The sequence below is a fragment of the Geofilum rubicundum JCM 15548 genome (genome assembly GCF_000974365.1).
In the GTDB taxonomy this organism is placed as follows: domain Bacteria; phylum Bacteroidota; class Bacteroidia; order Bacteroidales; family Marinilabiliaceae; genus Geofilum; species Geofilum rubicundum.
This window is the reverse complement of record NZ_BAZW01000009.1, coordinates 103,054-122,379: the sequence shown is the minus strand read 5'-3', so window position 1 is coordinate 122,379 and position 19,326 is coordinate 103,054. Positions and strand designations below refer to the sequence as shown.

The 19,326-nt window shown below is 45.6% G+C and carries 21 protein-coding genes and 1 pseudogene; 5 read left to right on the top strand and 17 right to left on the bottom strand.

The genetic code is table 11. The features are described 5' to 3' along the window. The first annotated feature begins 73 nt into the window (after positions 1 to 73). Positions 74 to 550 (top strand): hypothetical protein, encoded by a 477-nt coding sequence (locus tag JCM15548_RS07165; RefSeq protein ID WP_062123854.1) that lies wholly within the window; start codon positions 74 to 76, stop codon positions 548 to 550. A gap of 145 nt (positions 551 to 695) precedes the next feature. Here the strand turns inward: JCM15548_RS07165 and JCM15548_RS07160 are convergent, their stop codons facing one another. The 8 genes from JCM15548_RS07160 to JCM15548_RS07125 all read right to left on the bottom strand — a co-directional run bounded on the left by JCM15548_RS07160 (position 696) and on the right by JCM15548_RS07125 (position 9,213). Beyond that, entirely contained in the window at positions 696 to 1,151 is a 456-nt protein-coding gene (locus tag JCM15548_RS07160; RefSeq protein WP_062123852.1) for an ATP synthase subunit C-like protein, read from the bottom strand. Positions 1,152 to 1,182: 31 nt separating this feature from the next. After that, positions 1,183 to 2,994, bottom strand: coding sequence for a V-type ATP synthase subunit I (locus JCM15548_RS07155; RefSeq protein ID WP_162198191.1), 1,812 nt, complete (start codon positions 2,992 to 2,994; stop codon positions 1,183 to 1,185). A gap of 8 nt (positions 2,995 to 3,002) precedes the next feature. Further along, on the bottom strand, positions 3,003 to 3,602 hold the full coding sequence (locus JCM15548_RS07150) for a V-type ATP synthase subunit D (RefSeq protein ID WP_062123848.1): 600 nt from the start codon (positions 3,600 to 3,602) through the stop codon (positions 3,003 to 3,005). A 50-nt stretch (positions 3,603 to 3,652) separates the two neighbouring features. Beyond that, positions 3,653 to 4,975 carry a V-type ATP synthase subunit B gene (locus JCM15548_RS07145; protein ID WP_062123847.1) on the bottom strand — a complete coding sequence of 441 codons (1,323 nt, stop codon included), beginning with the start codon at positions 4,973 to 4,975 and terminating at the stop codon, positions 3,653 to 3,655. Positions 4,976 to 5,001: 26 nt separating this feature from the next. Beyond that, entirely contained in the window at positions 5,002 to 6,768 is a 1,767-nt protein-coding gene (locus JCM15548_RS07140; RefSeq protein ID WP_062123846.1) for a V-type ATP synthase subunit A, read from the bottom strand. Then, positions 6,755 to 7,615, bottom strand: a complete 861-nt coding sequence (locus JCM15548_RS07135) for a DUF2764 family protein (protein WP_062123845.1) — start codon at positions 7,613 to 7,615, stop codon at positions 6,755 to 6,757. Before JCM15548_RS07135 ends, JCM15548_RS07140 begins: the two co-directional genes overlap by 14 nt. Continuing rightward, positions 7,615 to 8,052 carry a V-type ATP synthase subunit E gene (locus JCM15548_RS07130; protein WP_227625556.1) on the bottom strand — a complete coding sequence of 146 codons (438 nt, stop codon included), beginning with the start codon at positions 8,050 to 8,052 and terminating at the stop codon, positions 7,615 to 7,617. The genes JCM15548_RS07135 and JCM15548_RS07130 overlap by 1 nt, the downstream gene beginning before the upstream one ends. Positions 8,053 to 8,625: 573 nt before the next feature. After that, on the bottom strand, positions 8,626 to 9,213 hold the full coding sequence (locus JCM15548_RS07125; protein WP_062123844.1) for a hypothetical protein: 588 nt from the start codon (positions 9,211 to 9,213) through the stop codon (positions 8,626 to 8,628). 192 nt (positions 9,214 to 9,405) lie between these two features. Here JCM15548_RS07125 and JCM15548_RS07120 point away from each other — a divergent pair, with 192 nt between their 5' ends. Next, entirely contained in the window at positions 9,406 to 10,047 is a 642-nt protein-coding gene (locus tag JCM15548_RS07120; RefSeq protein WP_062123843.1) for a SagB/ThcOx family dehydrogenase, read from the top strand. A 108-nt stretch (positions 10,048 to 10,155) separates the two neighbouring features. Further along, a complete protein-coding gene (locus JCM15548_RS07115) occupies positions 10,156 to 11,013 on the top strand; it encodes a hypothetical protein (RefSeq protein ID WP_157482501.1) in 858 nt (285 codons plus the stop codon). A 92-nt stretch (positions 11,014 to 11,105) separates the two neighbouring features. Here JCM15548_RS07115 and JCM15548_RS23285 read toward each other — a convergent pair whose 3' ends face one another. The 3 genes from JCM15548_RS23285 to JCM15548_RS07105 are packed head-to-tail and all read right to left on the bottom strand — an operon-like array spanning position 11,106 to position 12,860. Continuing rightward, on the bottom strand, positions 11,106 to 11,231 hold the full coding sequence (locus JCM15548_RS23285; RefSeq protein ID WP_227625555.1) for an SOS response-associated peptidase: 126 nt from the start codon (positions 11,229 to 11,231) through the stop codon (positions 11,106 to 11,108). Next, the gene (locus tag JCM15548_RS07110; protein ID WP_083985015.1) at positions 11,231 to 11,644 is read right to left on the bottom strand and encodes a TraB/GumN family protein; all 414 of its coding nucleotides are present in this window, start codon (positions 11,642 to 11,644) and stop codon (positions 11,231 to 11,233) included. Before JCM15548_RS07110 ends, JCM15548_RS23285 begins: the two co-directional genes overlap by 1 nt. After that, complete coding sequence (locus tag JCM15548_RS07105; RefSeq protein ID WP_062123836.1) at positions 11,613 to 12,860, bottom strand: cystathionine gamma-synthase family protein; 1,248 nt, start codon at positions 12,858 to 12,860, stop codon at positions 11,613 to 11,615. Before JCM15548_RS07105 ends, JCM15548_RS07110 begins: the two co-directional genes overlap by 32 nt. A 165-nt stretch (positions 12,861 to 13,025) precedes the next feature. On the opposite strand from JCM15548_RS07105, the gene JCM15548_RS07100 reads away from it, so the two are divergent. Together JCM15548_RS07100 and JCM15548_RS07095 are read left to right on the top strand one after the other, a co-directional pair. Continuing rightward, on the top strand, positions 13,026 to 13,337 hold the full coding sequence (locus JCM15548_RS07100; protein ID WP_062123834.1) for a DUF2752 domain-containing protein: 312 nt from the start codon (positions 13,026 to 13,028) through the stop codon (positions 13,335 to 13,337). An 8-nt stretch (positions 13,338 to 13,345) separates the two neighbouring features. Further along, complete coding sequence (locus tag JCM15548_RS07095) at positions 13,346 to 13,690, top strand: TM2 domain-containing protein (RefSeq protein ID WP_173427654.1); 345 nt, start codon at positions 13,346 to 13,348, stop codon at positions 13,688 to 13,690. Positions 13,691 to 13,857: 167 nt separating this feature from the next. Here the strand turns inward: JCM15548_RS07095 and gcvPB are convergent, their stop codons facing one another. From gcvPB to JCM15548_RS07075, 6 genes and pseudogenes are all read right to left on the bottom strand, one after another. Next, on the bottom strand, positions 13,858 to 15,594 hold the full coding sequence (gcvPB, locus tag JCM15548_RS23280; RefSeq protein ID WP_262486923.1) for an aminomethyl-transferring glycine dehydrogenase subunit GcvPB: 1,737 nt from the start codon (positions 15,592 to 15,594) through the stop codon (positions 13,858 to 13,860). Then, positions 15,591 to 16,660 (bottom strand): annotated as a pseudogene (locus JCM15548_RS23275) (glycine dehydrogenase). Before JCM15548_RS23275 ends, gcvPB begins: the two are co-directional and overlap by 4 nt. Before the next feature lie 283 nt (positions 16,661 to 16,943). Further along, on the bottom strand, positions 16,944 to 17,579 hold the full coding sequence (locus JCM15548_RS07085; RefSeq protein WP_227625554.1) for an MBL fold metallo-hydrolase: 636 nt from the start codon (positions 17,577 to 17,579) through the stop codon (positions 16,944 to 16,946). 76 nt (positions 17,580 to 17,655) lie between these two features. Continuing rightward, positions 17,656 to 18,303 carry a protein-L-isoaspartate(D-aspartate) O-methyltransferase gene (locus JCM15548_RS07080; RefSeq protein WP_062123869.1) on the bottom strand — a complete coding sequence of 216 codons (648 nt, stop codon included), beginning with the start codon at positions 18,301 to 18,303 and terminating at the stop codon, positions 17,656 to 17,658. Between the two features lie 94 nt (positions 18,304 to 18,397). Further along, positions 18,398 to 18,562, bottom strand: a complete 165-nt coding sequence (locus JCM15548_RS22245) for a hypothetical protein (protein WP_173427653.1) — start codon at positions 18,560 to 18,562, stop codon at positions 18,398 to 18,400. A 7-nt stretch (positions 18,563 to 18,569) separates the two neighbouring features. Then, positions 18,570 to 19,139, bottom strand: coding sequence for an ATPase (locus tag JCM15548_RS07075; RefSeq protein WP_062123830.1), 570 nt, complete (start codon positions 19,137 to 19,139; stop codon positions 18,570 to 18,572). Positions 19,140 to 19,326 lie beyond the last annotated feature (187 nt).

The following is a 19,326-nucleotide window of genomic DNA, read 5'->3' as shown; positions in this document are numbered from 1 at the left end:
TGGCACAGTTTTCCCTTGATATCAAACCTTAGGAGGAGAATTTTAAAAATAAACAACCTAAAATAAGAGAAATATGAAAAAGACATTTAAAAGCATCATGATTATGGCAGGCATAGGAATTATTTCAGGCGCAACGCTTGCTTCCTGCAATCAAGGTTCAAAAAGCAGCGAGTCGAACACGGCCGAACAAGAGACCGAGGAATCTTTTGAAAATATCGAAAACAGCCTCCGCGCCAATTATGAAGAAGCCAAATCAAAATTGGAAGGCGTTTTTCAGGAAGATCCTGAGTTTGTGACCAAATTGGATGTTAAACTGGACGAGTTTAACCAGTCGTTGGAGAATATGGAAGACGAAATGGAGGCAGAAGGAGAAGCTCTCAATGAAGAGGCCAAGGCCAATATTGCCAAAATCAAGTCGGAAGCCCAAATTTTGGAAGAAAAAATTGAATCATGGGGCGAGGCCACAACCGAAGATATGGAAGATATCAGAAATGAAATTGCTGAAGACTTCAATCGTCTGGTTGCTTCCCTGGACAGCACCAATATATAAAAACTTTTACGCACCCAGATTCCTCCAAATATGAGTGCGGGGGCTACGCTTCAAAAAAGGGTAGCCCCTTTTTTTGTGCCCCCACAAAAAAAGATCGCCCCATCGGAGCGATCTTTTTTCTATGTCTCATTTACAAGTGTGTGGCTTATACAGCACCCGCGATCATAAAGGCAGCAGCCAATGCGATAATCGCATACAATTCGGGGAATACAGCCAGGATAAGCGTCTTACCTGCCACATCGTGACCCGAACCAATAGCGGCAATACCGTTGGCACAAACCTGTCCCTGACGGTAGGAGGATATCAGACCAACGATGCCCACGGCCAGACCAGCGCCAAATACAGCAGCTGCCTGTGTCCAGGTGGGATTGGTTAACAATCCGAAAAACGCATCGGTCATCAGGAAGTAACCGGCAAAACCATATAATCCCTGGCTACCGGGAAGGGCGGTTAACAGCAAATAAGATCCAAAGCCATCCGGGTTCTTTTTCATAGCGCCCACAGAGGCGCTACCGGCCACTGAACATCCAAGCGCACTGCCGGTTCCGGCTAATCCAACCATTAAGCCAATTCCAATGTAAGCTAATACAATAGGTTCCATGTTTTCTCTTTTAATTTGTTATAACTGTTATTTATTCTACACTTTTTTCGGCAAAAGGCGTATAGCGCTTTCCACCCCCGGTGAAACCGGCATTTTTATAAAACTCTACAAAAGTTAAACGAATAGGGTGCACAAAGGCCCCCAACCCGGCCATAAACAAGGTCATTCCGTGACCAACTACCAAAATAATGATCATTACCAAGGGGCCCAGAATGATGTGGTCCGGACTCAGACTCATGGCCAGCTCATTGAACACAAAGCCTAAAATGGCACTGGAAACACCCAGGGCAAAGAGTCGGATATACGACAACAAGTCACCAATCAAACCTGTCACCATGCCATACACATCCCACAAACCACTTAAAAAGTTCATCACAAGGCTGCGGCGGGGATGGTTCAGTAATAAAATGAGTACGCCTGATACGATGAACACGCCATTTTGGGCATAACCACCATGATGATCACCAAGCGCCCCAAAATGCTTGAGCAGGTAAATACTGCCACTGCCTATCAGCAATATGAGCCATCCTATGGTGGAATAGGCATAAGCAAAACCTTTACTTATGTATATGTTCACAACCTTCAGTACCATACCAAACAAAATCTGGATAACCCCTAAGATAAGCGCCAGGTTAAACATATTCTCCTTGGTGATCATGTATTGCTTAACACCTTCGAGCCACGGTATGTCCTCGTTGATCAGGTCCATTCCGAAAAAGGTCCCCGTTAAGGCCCCAAAAATAACCGTAGCCAGTCCCAACCACTGGGCCAGGCCCAGAATATTTTTCATGGCCGGCATTCTTGGCTTCAGCCAGAAGGCCACACCTAAAATCAGTAATCCATAACCGGCATCTCCCAGTGAAAAACCAAAGAACATCATGTAAAAGGGGGCAAAAAACGGCACCAAATCCAGCTCTTTGTGATTGGGCAATTCATATAAATCGCCGATCACTTCAAACAAACGGGCAAACTTATTATTCTTAAGTAAAACCGGCACCTTCTCATCATCCGAAGGTTTATTGGCCACATACAGAATTTTTCTATCCTCCAGAAAGGCATTCAAATCCTCTGTCTTCGGCTTAGGCACCCATCCTTCAATCAGCTTGACCCGTTCTTCCACCTCATCCTGGGTTTGATAGAGGGCATTGGTCTCGTCCAATTCCGATTTAAGCTGATCACTCAGACTTTGCAGTTGGCCCTGACAATGCTTGGCAATCAAATCCAACTCGTTGTCGAGTTGGTCTATTTCCTTGTTTATGAGCGACTGATCTTCACGAATGGCCGACAAGGACTTTTGTGGCAGAGCTATTTCATCCACACCGGGCCAGTCTATCATCTCCTGCCGCTCGTCCTTTTCGATCAGTACAAAATAGCTAAAACCGCCAACTGAAGAGATCATTTTCAAATAGTGATCCTTTTCCCATTGCGGGTCGAAGTTCTTATCCCGACAAACCAGGAAGCGAAGAAACAATTGACTGTCGGCCAACTGCTGCACCCTTTGGGGATTAAAATCACCCCATGGACCCAGCTGCTGTGCTTCTTTATCCAAATTGCTCAATTGTTGCTGCTTCAATTCCAAATCACCTTCTATGGCGTGAATGCGTTCCAACACAGCCTCCCCATTGTCGAAAACAGGCTTGGCGCCTTCTACCTCTTTATCCTTTACGCGGTTTTCCATGTTACGAAGGGTGCGCGAAAGATCGTTGTAGGCACGCAACAACTCCTGAATTTCGGTCGTTGGCTCGTGCTTCTTTACCTCAATGTGCAACACGCCCATGTTTTTAAGCTCTTTCAAAAAAGCTTTGTACTCGGCATGGTACACCAGGAAAGAGTATTTCATCATGGCTACTATCATACCTCCACCTCCTGTTCTTGACGGGTTTTAACAATCTTCTGTGCCGACTTGGAGAGGTTCTCCTCATCTTCGAGGAAGCGCTTAATTTTGCGCATCGCATCTTCAAAGCCCGGGATCTGCACTTTCTCGTAGAGGTTAACCTTCTGCGTGGTCTTTTTGCGGGCATAGTCCAGCAACTCCATTTTACGCAACCATACCTCACGCTCTATGCCCATGCGGGCCAACTCCCTGAGAATGGCAATACCATCGGCAAACCAAACAGGACGTGTAAACGGATTGTAGGGGGCGACTTCAAAATGAATCTTATCCAGAACAGGTGTCAGAACGCCGGCGATTTTTTTAACCGACAAGTCCACATCCGCCACCTTAACCAGAGAAGGATCAAATTCTCCCCATAAACGTACCATTTCATCGTAACGCCCCAACTCCTGCTCTAACTCCTGCTCCAATGCGGCTGCCTTATCTTTGGCGCGCTTCACTTCGCTGCGCAACGCTGATTCCTTGTTCTTCAACGTTGGCAAAGCCCGTTCACGCACCTTCAGCTGTTTGCCAAGAGATTGCAGAGAGGTTTTGTTATATTGAAATTTTATTGACATCCTTATTTAATATTAAGAGTTATACAAATAACTGAACGGAAATGAAGCCCTTACTTCTCAATCCAGTATTTATCCACAAACTCTTGTTTGATACCGACTTCCGCCTTGCTAAAGTACTTGCTCAGCAGCTCCCAGGAGATATTCAACATGGTATCTGTATCCACATTTACGTCAATGGCCAGCAATTTATCGGAATAAACCTTGGCAAATTCCAGCGTACGTTCATCATAGTCGGTCAGGTCGAAACCATTCTCGAGTTTCGTCCGTGCGTTGGCGGCATCGGCATACAAACGAATGGCGGCATTCATCACCTGTGGGTGATCGGCACGCGTTTGAACCCCAATAACCAGCTGCTTCAATCGCGAGAGCGAACGGAAGGGATCCACAATCACTTTACCAATCTCTGTATCACGACGCAGGAACAGCTGTCCCTCTGTAATATAACCGGTGTTATCCGGAATGGCATGTGTGATATCACCACCCGAAAGCGTGGTTACCGCAATAATGGTAATGGAACCGCCCGATGGGAACTGAACGGCCTTCTCGTAGATACGTGCCAAATCGGAATACAACGATCCCGGCATACTATCCTTGGAAGGAATCTGATCCATACGGTTGGACACAATACTCAAGGCATCGGCAAAAAGCGTCATATCGGTGAGCAGTACCAGCACATTCTCATTCTTATCCACCGCAAAATATTCCGCAGCCGTCAATGCCATATCCGGCACCAACAAGCGTTCTACCGGCGGATTCTCCGTGGTATTTACAAAACTAACGATGCGATCAAGGGCACCGGCATTCTGAAAAACATTCTTAAAAAAGAGGTAATCATCATTGGTCAGTCCCATTCCGCCCAGAATAATCTTGTCGGCCTTGGCACGCAAGGCCACACTGGCCATCACCTGGTTATAGGGCTGATCGGGATCGGCAAAGAAGGGGATTTTTTGTCCCGACACCAAACTGTTGTTCAGGTCAATACCGGCTATACCTGTGGCAATCAACTGTGAAGGCTGCTTGCGGCGTACCGGGTTAACGGAGGGACTACCAATGTCCCGGATTTCGCCTTCTACTTCAGGCCCCCCATCAATGGGGTCACCGTAGGCATTAAAGAAACGACCACCCAAATCATCACTCACCTTCAACTGGGGCGGACGTCCCAGAAAGGTCACCTCAGCATTGGTAGGAATACCTTCGGTCCCTGAAAACACCTGAAGCGTAACGATATCTCCCATCAGTTTTACCACCTGGGCTTTTCGGCCATCCACAATGGCCATCTCATCATAACCAACATCACTGGCCTTCAGTGTAACTGTGGCCTTGGTCATGTTGATCAATTGTGTATATATTTTTTGAAATGCCTGACTTTCCATCATTCAAATTTTACTCGGTTAAACAATTAGTTCATGCGCCCTTTTAACAGAGAATCAAGATTTGATTCATGCTTTTTAAACTCTTCAGAATTAAACTCTGAGTAGTTCATCTGTTTGTAAATATTTATCACTTCTTTGAAGAACACAGAAACCTCCTCGAAACCTTTGTACTTGAATTCGGTGTCGGCTACCTTTAACACACTCGAGAGCATGTGCTTTTGGCGCTCCATTGGTGTAGAGGCATCAATGTCGTCAAAAGCATCCTGCTGCAATATGACAAAGTCAATCAATTCCGATTTCCAGAACCGGTCATGAAAGCCAATGGGCACACTGTCGTCACCCAAAATATTGATCTGCTCCATGGCTTCCTTACCACGCAATAAAATATCCTTGGTCTGAATAACGGCATCGAGCCATCCTTCACCGGCACTTTTTTTAAGACTCTCCTGCACTTCGGGATATTCCAGATACTTGGAATAACTGTCGATGGGATCAATGGCCGGATAACGCTTACTATCGGCCCGGTCCTGCGACAAGCCATAAAAACAACGGGCGGCCTTACGGGTACTCTCGGTTACCGGCTCCTTTAGGTTACCCCCGGCAGGAGATACGGTACCTATAAAGGTAATGGAGCCACTGGCATCGTTAGACAGGTATACAAATCCGGCGCGGGAATAGAAGTTGGAAATAACCGCCGATAAATCCATGGGGAAAGCATCCGGTCCGGGCAGCTCCTCCAGTCGGTTGGACATCTCACGTAAAGCCTGGGCCCAACGTGAAGTAGAATCGGCCATCAGCAATACTTTGAGTCCCATCGCGCGGTAATATTCACCCAGCGACATGGCGGTGTAAACAGATGCTTCACGGGCTGCTACCGGCATGTTGGAAGTGTTGGCAATAATGGTGGTACGTTCAATCAATTTTCTGCCGGTACGCGGATCATCCAATTCCGGAAACTCGGTAAAAATTTCTACCACCTCATTGGCCCGTTCCCCACAGGCCGCAATGATCACCACATCCGCCTCGGCCTGCTTACTGATGGCGTGCTGCAAAACGGTTTTTCCGGTTCCAAAAGGACCGGGAATAAAACCGGTACCACCTTCGGTGATGGGATTTAAGGTATCAATACAGCGCACACCTGTTTCCAACAGCTTAAAAGGGCGGGGCTTATTTTTATAAGCCCTCACAGCCATTTTAACCGGCCATTTCTGTACCATGGTCAATGGTATTTCAAGGCCTTCGTCATCCACGACCACAGCCATGGTCTCGTCAACGGTATATTCTCCCTCGGCCGTTACCGACTTAACAGTGTAACGCTTGTCCATTTTAAAGGGCACCATAATCTTGTGGGGAATACTGTTCTCCATCACTTCGCCCAACCAACTTCCGGCTGTTACCACATCACCCGCTTTGGCCAAGGGCTTAAATCCCCACTTAACTTCGCGGTTCAAGGGATCGGTATATTCCCCTCTGGTTAGAAAAACGCCGTCCATTTTATCCAGGTCGTTTTGCAGACCGTCATAGTTGCGCGAAAGAATACCTGGACCGAGTGTCACTTCCAACATGTGCGTTTCAAACGCCACCGTTGAACCAATGCGCAGGCCCCGGGTGCTCTCAAAAACCTGAACATAGGCATTCACACCTACGACCTTAATGACCTCAGCCATCAGCCGCTCATCGTTATGAGCAATGAAGCAAATTTCGTTTTGCGCTACCGGCCCGTCCACTGCAACAGTCACCAGGTTGGCTACAATACCGACTACCTTTCCTGTTGTTTTATTATTTTTTTCCATATGCTAATGTAAATTCTTCAGGAAACTGAAAACCTGCTTCCAGATCGTTCAGCAATTGATTAAACATTTCTTTTCCTTTTTCATGATCCAACTCCATCCATCGTTCTACGATGAACAGTTTCAGGACAAATGCCAGGACCTTTTCAATGGTGAAATAATTAAAAAAAGTGATTTCATCCAGAAATTCCCATTTATGACGATCCAGCTTGAGCTCCCTGTCCAGAAGATGATCCGTTTCAAATATCTGTATCAAATGCTCTATATCACTCACTTCATTGGATAATCCAAAATCTCTGGTCCGGCTCTTCTTCAAAGCAGCGGTAATCTCATCATCCCCTACCAGATTATTGTCATAAGGAACTTCGTGCTTCCGGCCATTGAGGGCCACCATAACATTACCAAGAACACTTTGGTAGCGTGCCACCTCCTGAATAAATGCGTTGGGCCTCTCGGCCAGAAACCTGTAATAGGCATGGGTCAACTCCTGCTCGGCCGCGTAGTAGTTTTCAAAAGATTCTTCTCCATGGAACGCTTCCAGAAAATCAGCAAAATAAACCGGCAAATTCTCCGTGTCTGCCACTTCATAGTTTTTACGGTCCTGAAACTGCTCCATGTGATCTCTGGAAAAATTCCCCCGCGGTTCCCACTCCTCCTCTTTTTTAAACAGAAGGTTCAACAGGTTTTGATGGTCAAAGGGCATATACAAGAGTTCAACCAACTTAAAATCTGCCGGCTGAACTTCCTCACGCAAACTTTCCCTCAATTCGGCCGAAGAATGTACGATCTTTTTATCTTCCAGAAGAATATCGGGTAAACCTGCCACTAATGCATAGTAGTTATTTCCCATTATTTATCTTGTTCAAAAAGCAGTTCGCTGGTCCTGGGGCGCAAATAAGTTTTGAAGAAAGAAATAAAATCCTGATCGGTAAAGCTGATCAGGTATCCGCCGGCAGCGGGACCAACTTTAAAACCAGACTTTACACCATCCGAAAAGGACAGTTCAAGCCCTTTGTTCAACTCATCGGCCAACTGATTTTTAAAGAAAGTTTCCAGTTCTTTGCGGTCTTTCTCTGCCATCACCACCTTCATGTCCAAGGTGTCTTTTTCGGCCCAGGCACTGACGACCTTTTGGACCACTGTTTTCAAAAACTCCACATTGGAGAAAACTTCTTTCACTCCCGGCTGAACGGCTTTCATGGTTACCTGATTGGCCAGCTCCTGTTTCAGGGCTGAAATGGACTGGCTAATCGACATTTTTAGCTCAGAGTCCACATGCTGCTTCAAAGTTTCTGCCTTTTCCTCAGCATCCTTTACAATGCTTTCAGCAGTCTTTTGTGCCTCCTTTTCAATGGCGGCTGCTTTTTCCCTGGCTTCATTCAGGATGGCGTCCGCTCCTGGCGTGCTTTTTCAACGCCTTCATTATAAATCTTTTCAGTTAACTCCTGAAGTTTTGTTTGCATAACCATTTTATTTTGTATCTATTGCTATTATCTATATTTTAAGCTCCGTATTTTTTTGCCACGCTAAAATAATTTATTCATCCGAACCTACAAAAAAGAATCTAACATACACTAACACAATTTAATCGATTTTTAAATAAAAGAACAGCGGTCTCACCTAATTTTAGAGGTGCTGCCTGCGAAACTATTAAAGTTTTGAAAAATTCGTATTAAAAAAATCCTTCAAACGTTTGCATTGTGCACTGAAAGGTCAATTTCAACAACCATTTAATCGGTATTAAGTTCAATCATTTGTTACAAGGATAGCATAAAAAACGGTTGCTGCAGCAAACAACCGCAACAACCGTTAAAACATCCCCCAAATATGGGTGAAAATTCACACTTTTAGGAAAGAGCTTTATCTCATTGTTACATCCGGACCTTCCTCATGGCTGCTATCCAAAGAGTTCTTGATTTCAGCCATCCGCCGTTCTACTTCCCGAAGCCCTCTTTCAGCTTCTTTTCTGAATTCCAAGCCCTTGTCATAGCTCGACAAACCTTTTTCTGATTCACGAATGACCTGGCGCATAAAATCGTCATATGCTTTAAGCGCGTCTCTGTAATCCATGTCCATTTGACGAATGGTTGCCCTTAAATCATTGGCCTCCTGTCGCGGAAGCTCTAACATGGTTTTCTCCAGGTCGCGCTTTTGGTCACTATAGGTCTTGGCTTTGTGTTTCATTTCAATGGTGGCCTGATAAATCTCTTCGGTCGTCCTGCTCAGAAGCGTATCACCAACCACAATCAAAGAATCAGCTTCTTGCAACTTGCACTTGTAATCGGCCTGCAATTTTTCAATTTGCTCCAATTGGCGTATGACCCGGTTATCACTATCCTTATTAAGTTCAGCAAAAACAGGGTTCAAAAGAAAAGTAAAAAAAAGAAAAAGCAGGCTGCTGCGGCCAATAAGACTACAATCGGCCTTGAATGAAGAATTGTTTTTCATGGTTAAAGGTTTTATGAGTTTGGATGGCTAAAATATAAAATAGTCGCCTAACAACTACTACGACAACACTTTAAATGACCAAATTCCGGGAATCCCTGATGAAGACCTGCTTTTTTATGATGAAATAACCCGACAATATATACATTTGTAATCATCTGAAACAACCATTAAAAACCATATAAAATTTTAGCTATGAAACAACTCACAACCACGATGTTCTTAACCCTTTTTCTTTTGGCCCACAGTGCCTACAGTCAAAACATTGAACTACCGGCACCTGACAACTCAGGGGGTATACCTTTAATGGAAGCACTTAACAAACGCCAGTCGAACCGGGCGTTCTCCAGCCAGGCGCTGTCATTACAGGATGTCTCAGATCTTTGCTGGGCCGCCTGGGGATTCAACCGGGATGACAAAAGGACAGCCCCCTCCTCTCAAAACAAGCAGGAAATGGAACTCTATGTCTTTCTCGAAAAGGGCATTTACAAGTACAATGCCGAACAACATATGTTAGAACTGCTTAAAAAAGGGGACTTCAGGAAGCATGCGGGCCTACAGGATTTTGTAGCCACGGCGCCACTCAACTTTGTATACGTCAGTGATCTGTCCAAGGCGGGTGTGGAAAGGCCGGAGGACATAACAACGGAATCATTGATTCCCTCCCATGCCAATTCAGGCTTTATGGCACAAAATGTCTACCTGACAGCTGCCAGCAAAAATTTAGGTTGCGTTATCCGTGCCTGGGTGGATGCGGACGACCTCCACAAAACACTCAACTTAAACCCCATGCAAAAAGCCCTCTATGGGCAGACGGTTGGATACCGGGAGCAATAAGTGATTGTACTCCTTTTTTGGAACAAAATTTGATTAGTCTCGTTAGAACGTTTAGAGAAAACTTAAAACTAAGAACCATTATTAAACAATTAAAATAAAATGAGAATTATGAAGAAAATGAGACTATTTGGCCTGCTAATGGCTATGATTATGGGATTAGGATTCACATCCTGTGAAGAAGATGAGGTCAGCATTTCAATTCTAATTGACGGCACCGTTCCGGAAGAAGTGGCTGTCGGCGAAACATTGGCCTTCAATTATTCAGTAACCATTGATAATAACAAACTGGAGTCGGTCGAAATTCTGCAGAACTATGAGTTGTATGATTTTATCAACGAGTTCTCAAGTGATCTGACGTATAACGGCACATTCAGCTTCACGGCCTATGAAGACAATATAGGCACTCAGAATTTTGCCTTCGAGGTAACTGACAACAAAGGCAATACAGAAACAAGAGCCTTTACTTTTGAAGTGGTATCTGCCGCTGGTGAGATCAATAGCTATGAGGCTAAGTTATTGGGAAGCTATACCGCCTCTGCCGGAAGTTTTTACTCCAGCACCAACAATACCGTTTATTCTCAGGCAGATGCCAAAGCCAATTACGAATTAATTGACTTTGTTTATTTCTATGGTAACACTGGTTTTGCAACCATTGCAGCACCTAATCATGACGGAGCCATTTCAGTGTACAACAATGCGACTAATGGTCTGGCTACCTGGACCGCAAGAAATGCGACCAAGTTTAAAATTACTTTACTGGGACAGACGGAATTTGATGGCATCGAAGATGATGCGCTTATTGTAGCTGAAGAAAACATCAGCAACTCCTCAGCCAGCCAACTGGCAGAAGGCGATGTGGTCGCCTTCACAACTGTAGATGACAAACAAGGACTGTTTCTGGTTAAAGAAGTGACAGGAACCGGAGGCGCCAGCACCATCACCATTCAAGTAAAAGTACAGCAGTAGTTTTTTAGAACAATAGAGAACCAAAATGGGGTTGTCCGCATGGGCAACCCCTTTTTTGATTGCGGGGAAAGACCATGGGGCTACCTTCCCGGTCACACCACCACCGCCTGCAGACGGTCATTTTGCATCAGCAGGTCGCCTCCTTGCAGCCAGTCCTTTTCGGAAAGGGAGCTCAAAATAACGGGCATCCGCTTTTTAGTATTGTGAATTTCGCTCATCAGGGCATTCGCTGCTTCGGCATTGCCAAAACTGGCCTTAAAGCGGGCTGAGAGCTGCGCCTTACTCTTCCCAATTTGCGTGCTGTAACACATAAAAACTTAAATGAGACTGTTAAAAAAACCGGCTCTCCAGTATATCCCGCCTCTGTGAGCAGATTAAGCAGTCCGTCCTTACCGGGTAGGTGACGGGCTCCAACGGCTACCAGACTGGTTTGCTTTTGGAAGATTTCGGGCAGGACTTCTAACCATGCCTTGTTCCGTTTTCCCAGCAAAATGTACCCATACTCACTCATCAATTCATTTTCGTCCATTAAAGCCTGCATGGCAAAAATATCCTCTGCCAGATAAGCCTTTTTTAAAGCTTCGAACTCCGACTTACCATCATGCCGCCAGGGCCTGATCAATGTCCTCAATCAGATCTTCAGGTTCCTCTACGCCGATACTTAAGCGGACCAGACCATCGGTAATCCCAAACAATTGACGGTCACTGGCCATTACATCGACATGCGTCATGGTTGCCGGATGTTCAGCCAGGCTCTCTGTCGACCCCAGACTTACGGCCAACTTAAAGTGATGGAGGTGATTCAGGAAGGCAAAGGCAGCCTGTTCACCCCCGTTCACTTCAAAGGCAATCATGGATCCGGCCGACAGACATTGTTTGTCGAAAATCACTTTTTGCGGATCGTCATCCGCCAAAAAGCCCAAATAATGCACCTTCTCAACCAATGGATGGTCTTTCAGATGCCCGGCGACTTTTTGGGCAGATGCAGCCTGACGCTCCATCCTTATTTTCAGGGTTTCCAGACTTCTTAATATGAGCCAGCAGGAATGCGGATCCAGCATGGACCCCAAAAAAGTTCGCATGCCTTTGATCTTCGTGATTAAGTCGCCCCGGCCAACACAGGCCCCGGCCAATAAATCACTGTGCCCACCAATAAACTTGGTAGCTGAATAAACCGAAATATCTGCCCCCCACTTCAAGGGATGCTGAAACAAGGGGCCCAAAAAGGTATTGTCCACCGCCAGCAAAGGCCTTTTCCCATCCCTGCTAAGATCAGTAGCCAGACGGTTGCACATTTCAATATCAATCAAAGCGTTGGTCGGGTTGCCCGGAATCTCCGTAAAAATAAAGGCCGGATATCGATGGGGATAATCTTTCTCGAGTCGATTTTTAATCCCATTAAAGTCATCTTTAGCTGTAAACTGAAACACATCCACGCCGAAATCCGGTAGCACATGATTGATAAAATGATCGGTTCCGCCGTAAACCGGAGCGCCATAGATCAACAAGTCGCCCGGCTTTAAAAAAGTCAACAACATCGTAGAAATGGCCGCCATCCCGCTTGAAAAAAAGGCAGCATCCTCACCCCCATCCCACACAGCCAAACGTTGCTCAGCCAAGTGCAAATTCGGATTATCCACCCGGCTATAAATCATCCCCATTTCTTCACCCTTCGCTTTTTCCCGCAACCCATACGCCAGTTCAAAAAAAGCCTTTCCCTCCTCTGCGGTTTTAAAAGCGAAAGTAGAAGTCAAAAAAAGCGGGCATTTTACAGCTCCCAGATGTTTGTCGGCTTGATAACCCAGGGAAAGCATCTGACTCTCGGGATGTTTTTCATTTCTTCGCATATCCGGTGTTTTGACTAAAGTTAAAAATCCCGGAAGGCGTATACTATGAAATAACTCATATTCTCATGACAAATATTCCCATTGCCAAAAGAAAACTCTATATTTGAATGACTTTCAATTGAAAGTTGAAAAACGGACAGCTCACATTTTTTTTATTCCAGAAGGATGCAAGTTTCTCTTCCCAAATATCAATTTAAAACAGCTCATTTGGAAGGCTTTTTCTGGATGGCCGCTTTACTCGCATTGGCACTTCATTCACCTTTGGATGAGGGACATGCCTCTTTGTGTCTGGCTAAAAATCTGAACATCGGTTTTTGTCCCGGATGTGGATTGGGCACCTCTGTTTCGTGGCTGTTCAGAGGCCATTTGTCACAGTCTTTCCTAAGCCACCCCTTGGGAATTCCGGCTGTAGTCATTTTAATCCATCGCATATGGACCATTTTTAAATCACCCAAAGCAACACACACTAAAAACTAACACCCACTATGGAAAACATTTTGCAACAAATGCCCGAGGCTGAATTGGAAGAAGCCCAATTTCTTCATTCGCTATTAAAGGACAAGTCAGAATCTGACGTCAGAAACTTTCTCAACATCTACCGTACCAGAAGGCGGGATCCCCAACTTATTTTGCTGACGGCGCTTCTGGGATTCATCGGACTTGCAGGCATTCACAGATTCCTCATCAACCACATAGGCATGGGAATTCTCTATTTTTTCACGGCCGGACTTTGTTTCATCGGAACCATTGTCGATTTGGTCAACCACAAAAGCCTGGCTTTTGAGTACAATCAGCGCGTGGCTATGCAGGTGGCAGGCCTTTTCAGGTAGTCTTTATAAAAAAGCGCCAAAGACTGTCCCGAAAAATCAGGATAGACTGTTACTCTCGTTTTTGAAACAGTCATTTACGAAATGTAAATTCCGAAACAAATAAGTTTTAGGCATCGGAACTACGCTACGCTTCGACTCCTTGGTTTCAAAAACTTCGAAAGCCTTAATCATTGATAGGATTCTATTGGATCACAGGTACATACCAGGTTACGGTCACCATAGGCATCGTCTACACGACCAACGGTGAGCCAAAACTTATTTTCACGCACCCAGGGTAAGGGAAAAGCAGCCTTTTCGCGACCATATAAATGGTTCCAGATATCGGCCGACACCACCTGCTCGGGGTGCGGTGCATTTTTTAGTACATTATCAGTTTTATCGGCCGCTCCGCTTTCCACCTCTGCAATTTCCCGGCGAATACTGCGCATGGCTTCCACAAAGCGGTCCAATTCTGACAGCGACTCACTCTCGGTGGGCTCCACCATTAAAGTACCATGAACCGGAAAGGAGAGTGTTGGTGCATGAAAGCCGTAATCCATTAATCGCTTGGCAATATCCAGCTCCGAAATGCCGGATGACGTTTTCAAATGGCGACAATCCAGAATAAGCTCATGGGCAACACGACCGCGTTCGCCGTCATAGAGCACACCATAATCTGCCTTCAGTTCTGAAGCCAGATAGTTGGCATTTAATATCGCCATTTTTGTGGCATAGGTAAGTCCTTCACCGCCCATCATCTTTATATAGCCATACGTGATGGGCAATACCCCGGCACTGCCCCATGGAGCAGCCGAGACTGTGAACATGGCTGGTCGCTTATTATCGATCACCGGATGGCCCGGTAAAAAATCGACCAAATGGGCTGCCACTGCTATGGGTCCTACGCCGGGACCGCCACCCCCATGTGGAATGGCGAATGTTTTATGCAGGTTCAGATGGCAAACATCTGCACCAATAATACCCGGACTGGTCAGGCCGACCTGGGCGTTCATATTGGCGCCGTCCATATAAACCTGACCGCCATTGTCGTGAATCACCTGACAAAGCTCCTGAATGGAAGCTTCAAATACGCCATGGGTGGATGGATAGGTTACCATGATACAGGCCAGATGATCCTTGTGGGCCTCCGCCTTTTCACGCATATCCACCAGGTCGATATTGCCCCGGGCATCGCACTTGACCACCACCACTTTTAATCCCGCCATAACGGCACTCGCCGGGTTGGTCCCATGTGCCGAGGCCGGAATCAGGGCAATATCCCGATGGCCTTCTCCCCGGCTTTCGTGCCAGGCCCTGATGACCATCAATCCGGAATACTCGCCCGACGCGCCGGAATTGGGCTGAAGGCTGACATCGGCCAGACCGGTAATTTCTGCCAGATCAGCCCGCAGCTCAACCATCATTTCATGGTAGCCACGCGCCTGATCCAAGGGTGCAAAAGGATGCAAGCCGGCAAACTCGGGCCAGCTAATGGCAAACATTTCAGAGGCCGCATTCAGTTTCATGGTGCACGAACCTAAGGAAATCATCGAATGAGCCAAAGACATATCCTTGCGCTCCAGTCGCTTAACATAGCGCATCATTTCCGTTTCCGACCGGTATTTATGAAACACCTCCTGCTTCATAAAGCCCGAAGTACGCTTCAGTTGCTCAGGCAACTGACAAGGCGCCTGAAGATTCAATTCAGGGACATCAGCACCAATACATTCCGCTACCAATAACAGCAAGTCGGTCAAATCCGCCTCGCTGGTGGTTTCATCCAGACTAATTCCAAATTCACTCACACCTGAATAAAGCAGGTTAATGTCGCGGGCCAGAGCCATACTTCTGAGTTTCTCGGTAGAAGGTCCCTTGGGCAGGCGGTAATGCAGGGTATCAAAAAAGGTAGAATTGAGGCGCTTCAAGCCAGTTGTTCAAGTCCCACAGACAAAACGCAAGTATAGTTATGGACGCGGGTAGCTATGTCGGATAAGCCCCCGGGACCATGATATACGGCATAAAAACCGGCCATTGTGGCCAGCAGTGCCTGAGCCGTACAGATATTGGAAGTGGCTTTTTCCCGTTTGATGTGCTGTTCGCGTGTCTGCAAAGCCATGCGCAATGCCCGGTTCCCATTCACGTCCTTGGTAATACCAATAATTCTGCCCGGAATAAAGCGCTTCAGTTCCTCCCGGGTAGCAAAAACGCCGCATGCGGTCCGCCATAAGCCATGGGCACTCCCATTCGCTGTGAACTACCCACTACGATATCCGCCCCCCATTCTCCGGGAGGCGTCAGAATGGTCAAAGCCAGCAAGTCGGTGGCTACAGCGACCTTTCCTTCAGCTTCATGTACTTGTTTAACCAGAACGGCATAATCAGACACCCTACCGGCACCATCGGGGTACTGCAAAATCAACCCGAAGTGCCTGTCCCTATCAAAAACCATTTGATCCGAAGCCACAAATTCCAAATCAATGCCCAGTCCCAATGCACGCGTCTCAATAACAGCACGGGTCTGCGGCCAAATGGCTTCGTCTGCCAGACAGGTATTAATATTGGCTTTAACCTGAGACCGACTGCGGGTATTGTACATCATAATCATGGCCTCAGCCATTGCAGTGGCCTCGTCGAGCAGACTGGCGTTGGCGATATCCATGGCCGTCAACTCGGTGATCATGGTCTGGAAATTGAGTAAGGCCTCCAGACGCCCTTGCGAAATCTCTGCCTGATACGGTGTATAGGAAGTGTACCAAACCGGATTTTCCAACACATTACGAATAATGACCGAAGGCGTTAAGGTACCATAATAGCCCATTCCAATATAGGTCTTGAGCACCTTGTTTTTGGAGGCCAGTTTCCAAATATGTTTAAGAAAAACATCCTCTGTCATGCCATCCGTCAAATTCAAAGGTCTGTCCATGCGAATTGAATCAGGCACCGCCTGAACAATTAACTCATCCAGCGAAGAAACACCTAACTTTTTCAACATGGTGTCGGCCTCCTCTTTTCGGGGACCAACGTGGCGATTAACGAACTGAAATTGGGACATAATAAACGATCTAAGATGAAACGAACGGCCTGCTCAAAACAACTCTCCACAAAAACACCAATTTAAAACCTAATAATCAGCATTTTATACGCTTCAAGCTGACTAAACAATGACGGCAAAAATATTGTTTGAATATAGCAGAATAAAATGAAATAAAGCGCGATTTCCCCATGGCAAATAGGTGATTTTTGGCAGCACCCCATCTGCCTGATCGAACCCTTGGCTATAAATAAGGATTGCTGGTCCGTTCTTGTCCGATAGACGTTTTTGGTCCGTGCCCGGGATATACCACCACCTCATCGGGCAGGGACATCAATTTAGCATGGATCGAAGAGATCAAATCCTCATGATTACCACCGGGCAAGTCACTTCGTCCCACACTTCCACTGAACAAAGCATCTCCCGCAATAACAATTCCTGCCTTTTCATTATAGAAAACAATTCCACCGGGCGAATGACCGGGGATGTGTCTCACCTGAAGAGTTGTATCACCAAACTTCACCTCATCCCCCTCCTTCAAAAAAATCCTGGGTTTAGGCGGATTGGAAGCCACCTCAACGCCAAAAGTGCGGGCATACTCTTTGTGCTGGTCAATAAAAGGAAGGTCCGCTTCGTGCGCCTCTGGTTCCAGTCCATAATGGTCGGTCACAAAAGCAGTCCCAAACACATGGTCGAGGTGCAAATGGGTCTGTAAAAGCTTAACCGGTTTCAATCCCAACTCCTGAATGGTGGTGGTCAACAAGCCCTCTTCTTCAGAAGTTAACATACCGGGGTCCACAATGGCACACTCTTTCGTTCCATCGTACAATATCAAGGTGTTTTCCTGAAATGGATTAAAAATCAATGATTTAACCTGCATAATATTTCAATTAGTTGTTTATTTAAAGATATAACCAATAGCAGTGGTATTAAGTTTACCCAAAAAAAGAACAATGCTATTGATTGATGCCATTCAACATGGGCACAAAAGCACATTCTCCGAATTCCTCCTGCTCAAACTCCTCCTCGTTTAGTCGTCTGATGCGGGTCATGATCTGGATTTTACTTCCGACCGGCACCACCATAACACCACCGACTTTTAATTGCAGTAACAGCTTAGCAGGAATTTCCTCAGCACCGGCAGTCACTAAAATCGCATCGAAGGGAGCGATATCGGGCAGACCTTCATAGCCATCCCCCAGGAAAAGATGAATTTTTGAATAACCCAAATAGGGCAGCATTTGACAACATTTCTTGTACAGTTCCGATTGGCGCTCAATGCTGTATAATTCAATCCCCATTTCACCCAAAACAGCCGCCTGATAACCTGAACCAGTACCAACTTCCAACACTTTTTGTCCCGGTAAAACCTCTAAAAGTTGCGTTTGGCGGGCCACCGTAGATGGCTGTGAGATGGTTTGGCCGGCCCCAATAGGAAAGGCAATGTCCTTATAGGCCATTTTAACAAAAGAACTGTCGAGAAACAAATGACGCGGAACCGCATGGATGGCCCTTAAAACGGCCTCACTGCCAACCCCCTTTCCGCGCAATTCATCCACCAGACGCGATCTTAAACCCTTATGTCTGAAAGTATCATTAATCATGAAGGCAAAGATAAAAAAAAAGAGGAGGTGGGTGGGGTTGGTGGAGCGGAAAGGGTAGAATGGGTGAGTGGGGTGAGTAGGGTGGGACAACTACCTATCTTTTATATACATTGTCTTGACTATTAATCTTATTCGGATTAATCTCAACAACCCTTCCATCCTTAGAAACAATAATGGGCGTTTTCTTATATTTTTTAAACTCTACTAGTTTCTTATAAGCTTTTTCTAAACCTATAATTATTTTTTCACTATTATCCATGCCAAGACTATTTATAACTATTCAACAATTGATTCCACTTACCACTATTCTTAATGACCTCTCCAACACTATTTTTATGAGCGATTATCTCATATGGTTCTCCTGAGTTGTCAATAAACATCCACTCGTCAACCATATTATGATATTTGCCAAAGAAATTTTTTAGTCCGCTCACATAACGCCTCCGAATAACATCCTCAGGAATATTGTGCCCTCCCTCCTTTACACGAGTTTCTACTCTTTTTACCGCCAAATCAGTCGAACGCAACCAAAAAAACAACAAAGTAACATGATATCCGTTTTCTTTTGCCTTTAGAATTAAGTTACTATAACTTTTGGTTGCTAAAGTGGTTTCAAAAGCAAAATCTGATCCTTTAAAAATCAACTTATTAATCCTATCAAGCATTAATCTTCCCGCTTGAATGGCTGCTGATTCAGGATGAAATGGTGAAAGTCCTTTAGCAATTTCGTCGGCATTAACAAACTCGTCACAATTCAAAATATCAGGCAAAACCGTATAAGAGGCAGTTGTTTTCCCTGCTCCATTACAACCTGAAATAACAAATAATCTTTTCAATTTATTTCAATTTTACACAAAATTACGCCTTTCAGATGTCTGTTACTAATTTTATGTAATTTTTCGAACAAAGGGATGAGAAAAGCGACGTAGTTAAAAACTACGCAGAGCTGGGCAAGTGGGTGGGAAATATTATAAAAAAAATACTATATTCAACTTTGTGGCGTTACTATAGAGAGTTGAAACC

Coding starts and splice junctions, on each gene's coding strand:
- JCM15548_RS07135 (WP_062123845.1), bottom strand. CDS start 7,615: ATGGGAAATAACTACTATGCATTAGTGGCAGGTTTACCCGATATTCTT.
- JCM15548_RS07100 (WP_062123834.1), top strand. CDS start 13,026: ATGCAAGTTTCTCTTCCCAAATATCAATTTAAAACAGCTCATTTGGAA.
- JCM15548_RS07105 (WP_062123836.1), bottom strand. CDS start 12,860: ATGCGAAGAAATGAAAAACATCCCGAGAGTCAGATGCTTTCCCTGGGT.
- JCM15548_RS07165 (WP_062123854.1), top strand. CDS start 74: ATGAAAAAGACATTTAAAAGCATCATGATTATGGCAGGCATAGGAATT.
- JCM15548_RS22245 (WP_173427653.1), bottom strand. CDS start 18,562: ATGGATAATAGTGAAAAAATAATTATAGGTTTAGAAAAAGCTTATAAG.
- JCM15548_RS07140 (WP_062123846.1), bottom strand. CDS start 6,768: ATGGAAAAAAATAATAAAACAACAGGAAAGGTAGTCGGTATTGTAGCC.
- JCM15548_RS07150 (WP_062123848.1), bottom strand. CDS start 3,602: ATGTCAATAAAATTTCAATATAACAAAACCTCTCTGCAATCTCTTGGC.
- JCM15548_RS23285 (WP_227625555.1), bottom strand. CDS start 11,231: ATGAGCGAAATTCACAATACTAAAAAGCGGATGCCCGTTATTTTGAGC.
- JCM15548_RS07155 (WP_162198191.1), bottom strand. CDS start 2,994: ATGATGAAATACTCTTTCCTGGTGTACCATGCCGAGTACAAAGCTTTT.
- JCM15548_RS07160 (WP_062123852.1), bottom strand. CDS start 1,151: ATGGAACCTATTGTATTAGCTTACATTGGAATTGGCTTAATGGTTGGA.
- JCM15548_RS07085 (WP_227625554.1), bottom strand. CDS start 17,579: ATGCAGGTTAAATCATTGATTTTTAATCCATTTCAGGAAAACACCTTG.
- JCM15548_RS07125 (WP_062123844.1), bottom strand. CDS start 9,213: ATGAAAAACAATTCTTCATTCAAGGCCGATTGTAGTCTTATTGGCCGC.
- JCM15548_RS07115 (WP_157482501.1), top strand. CDS start 10,156: ATGAAGAAAATGAGACTATTTGGCCTGCTAATGGCTATGATTATGGGA.
- JCM15548_RS07095 (WP_173427654.1), top strand. CDS start 13,346: ATGGAAAACATTTTGCAACAAATGCCCGAGGCTGAATTGGAAGAAGCC.
- JCM15548_RS07145 (WP_062123847.1), bottom strand. CDS start 4,975: ATGGAAAGTCAGGCATTTCAAAAAATATATACACAATTGATCAACATG.
- JCM15548_RS07080 (WP_062123869.1), bottom strand. CDS start 18,303: ATGATTAATGATACTTTCAGACATAAGGGTTTAAGATCGCGTCTGGTG.
- JCM15548_RS07120 (WP_062123843.1), top strand. CDS start 9,406: ATGAAACAACTCACAACCACGATGTTCTTAACCCTTTTTCTTTTGGCC.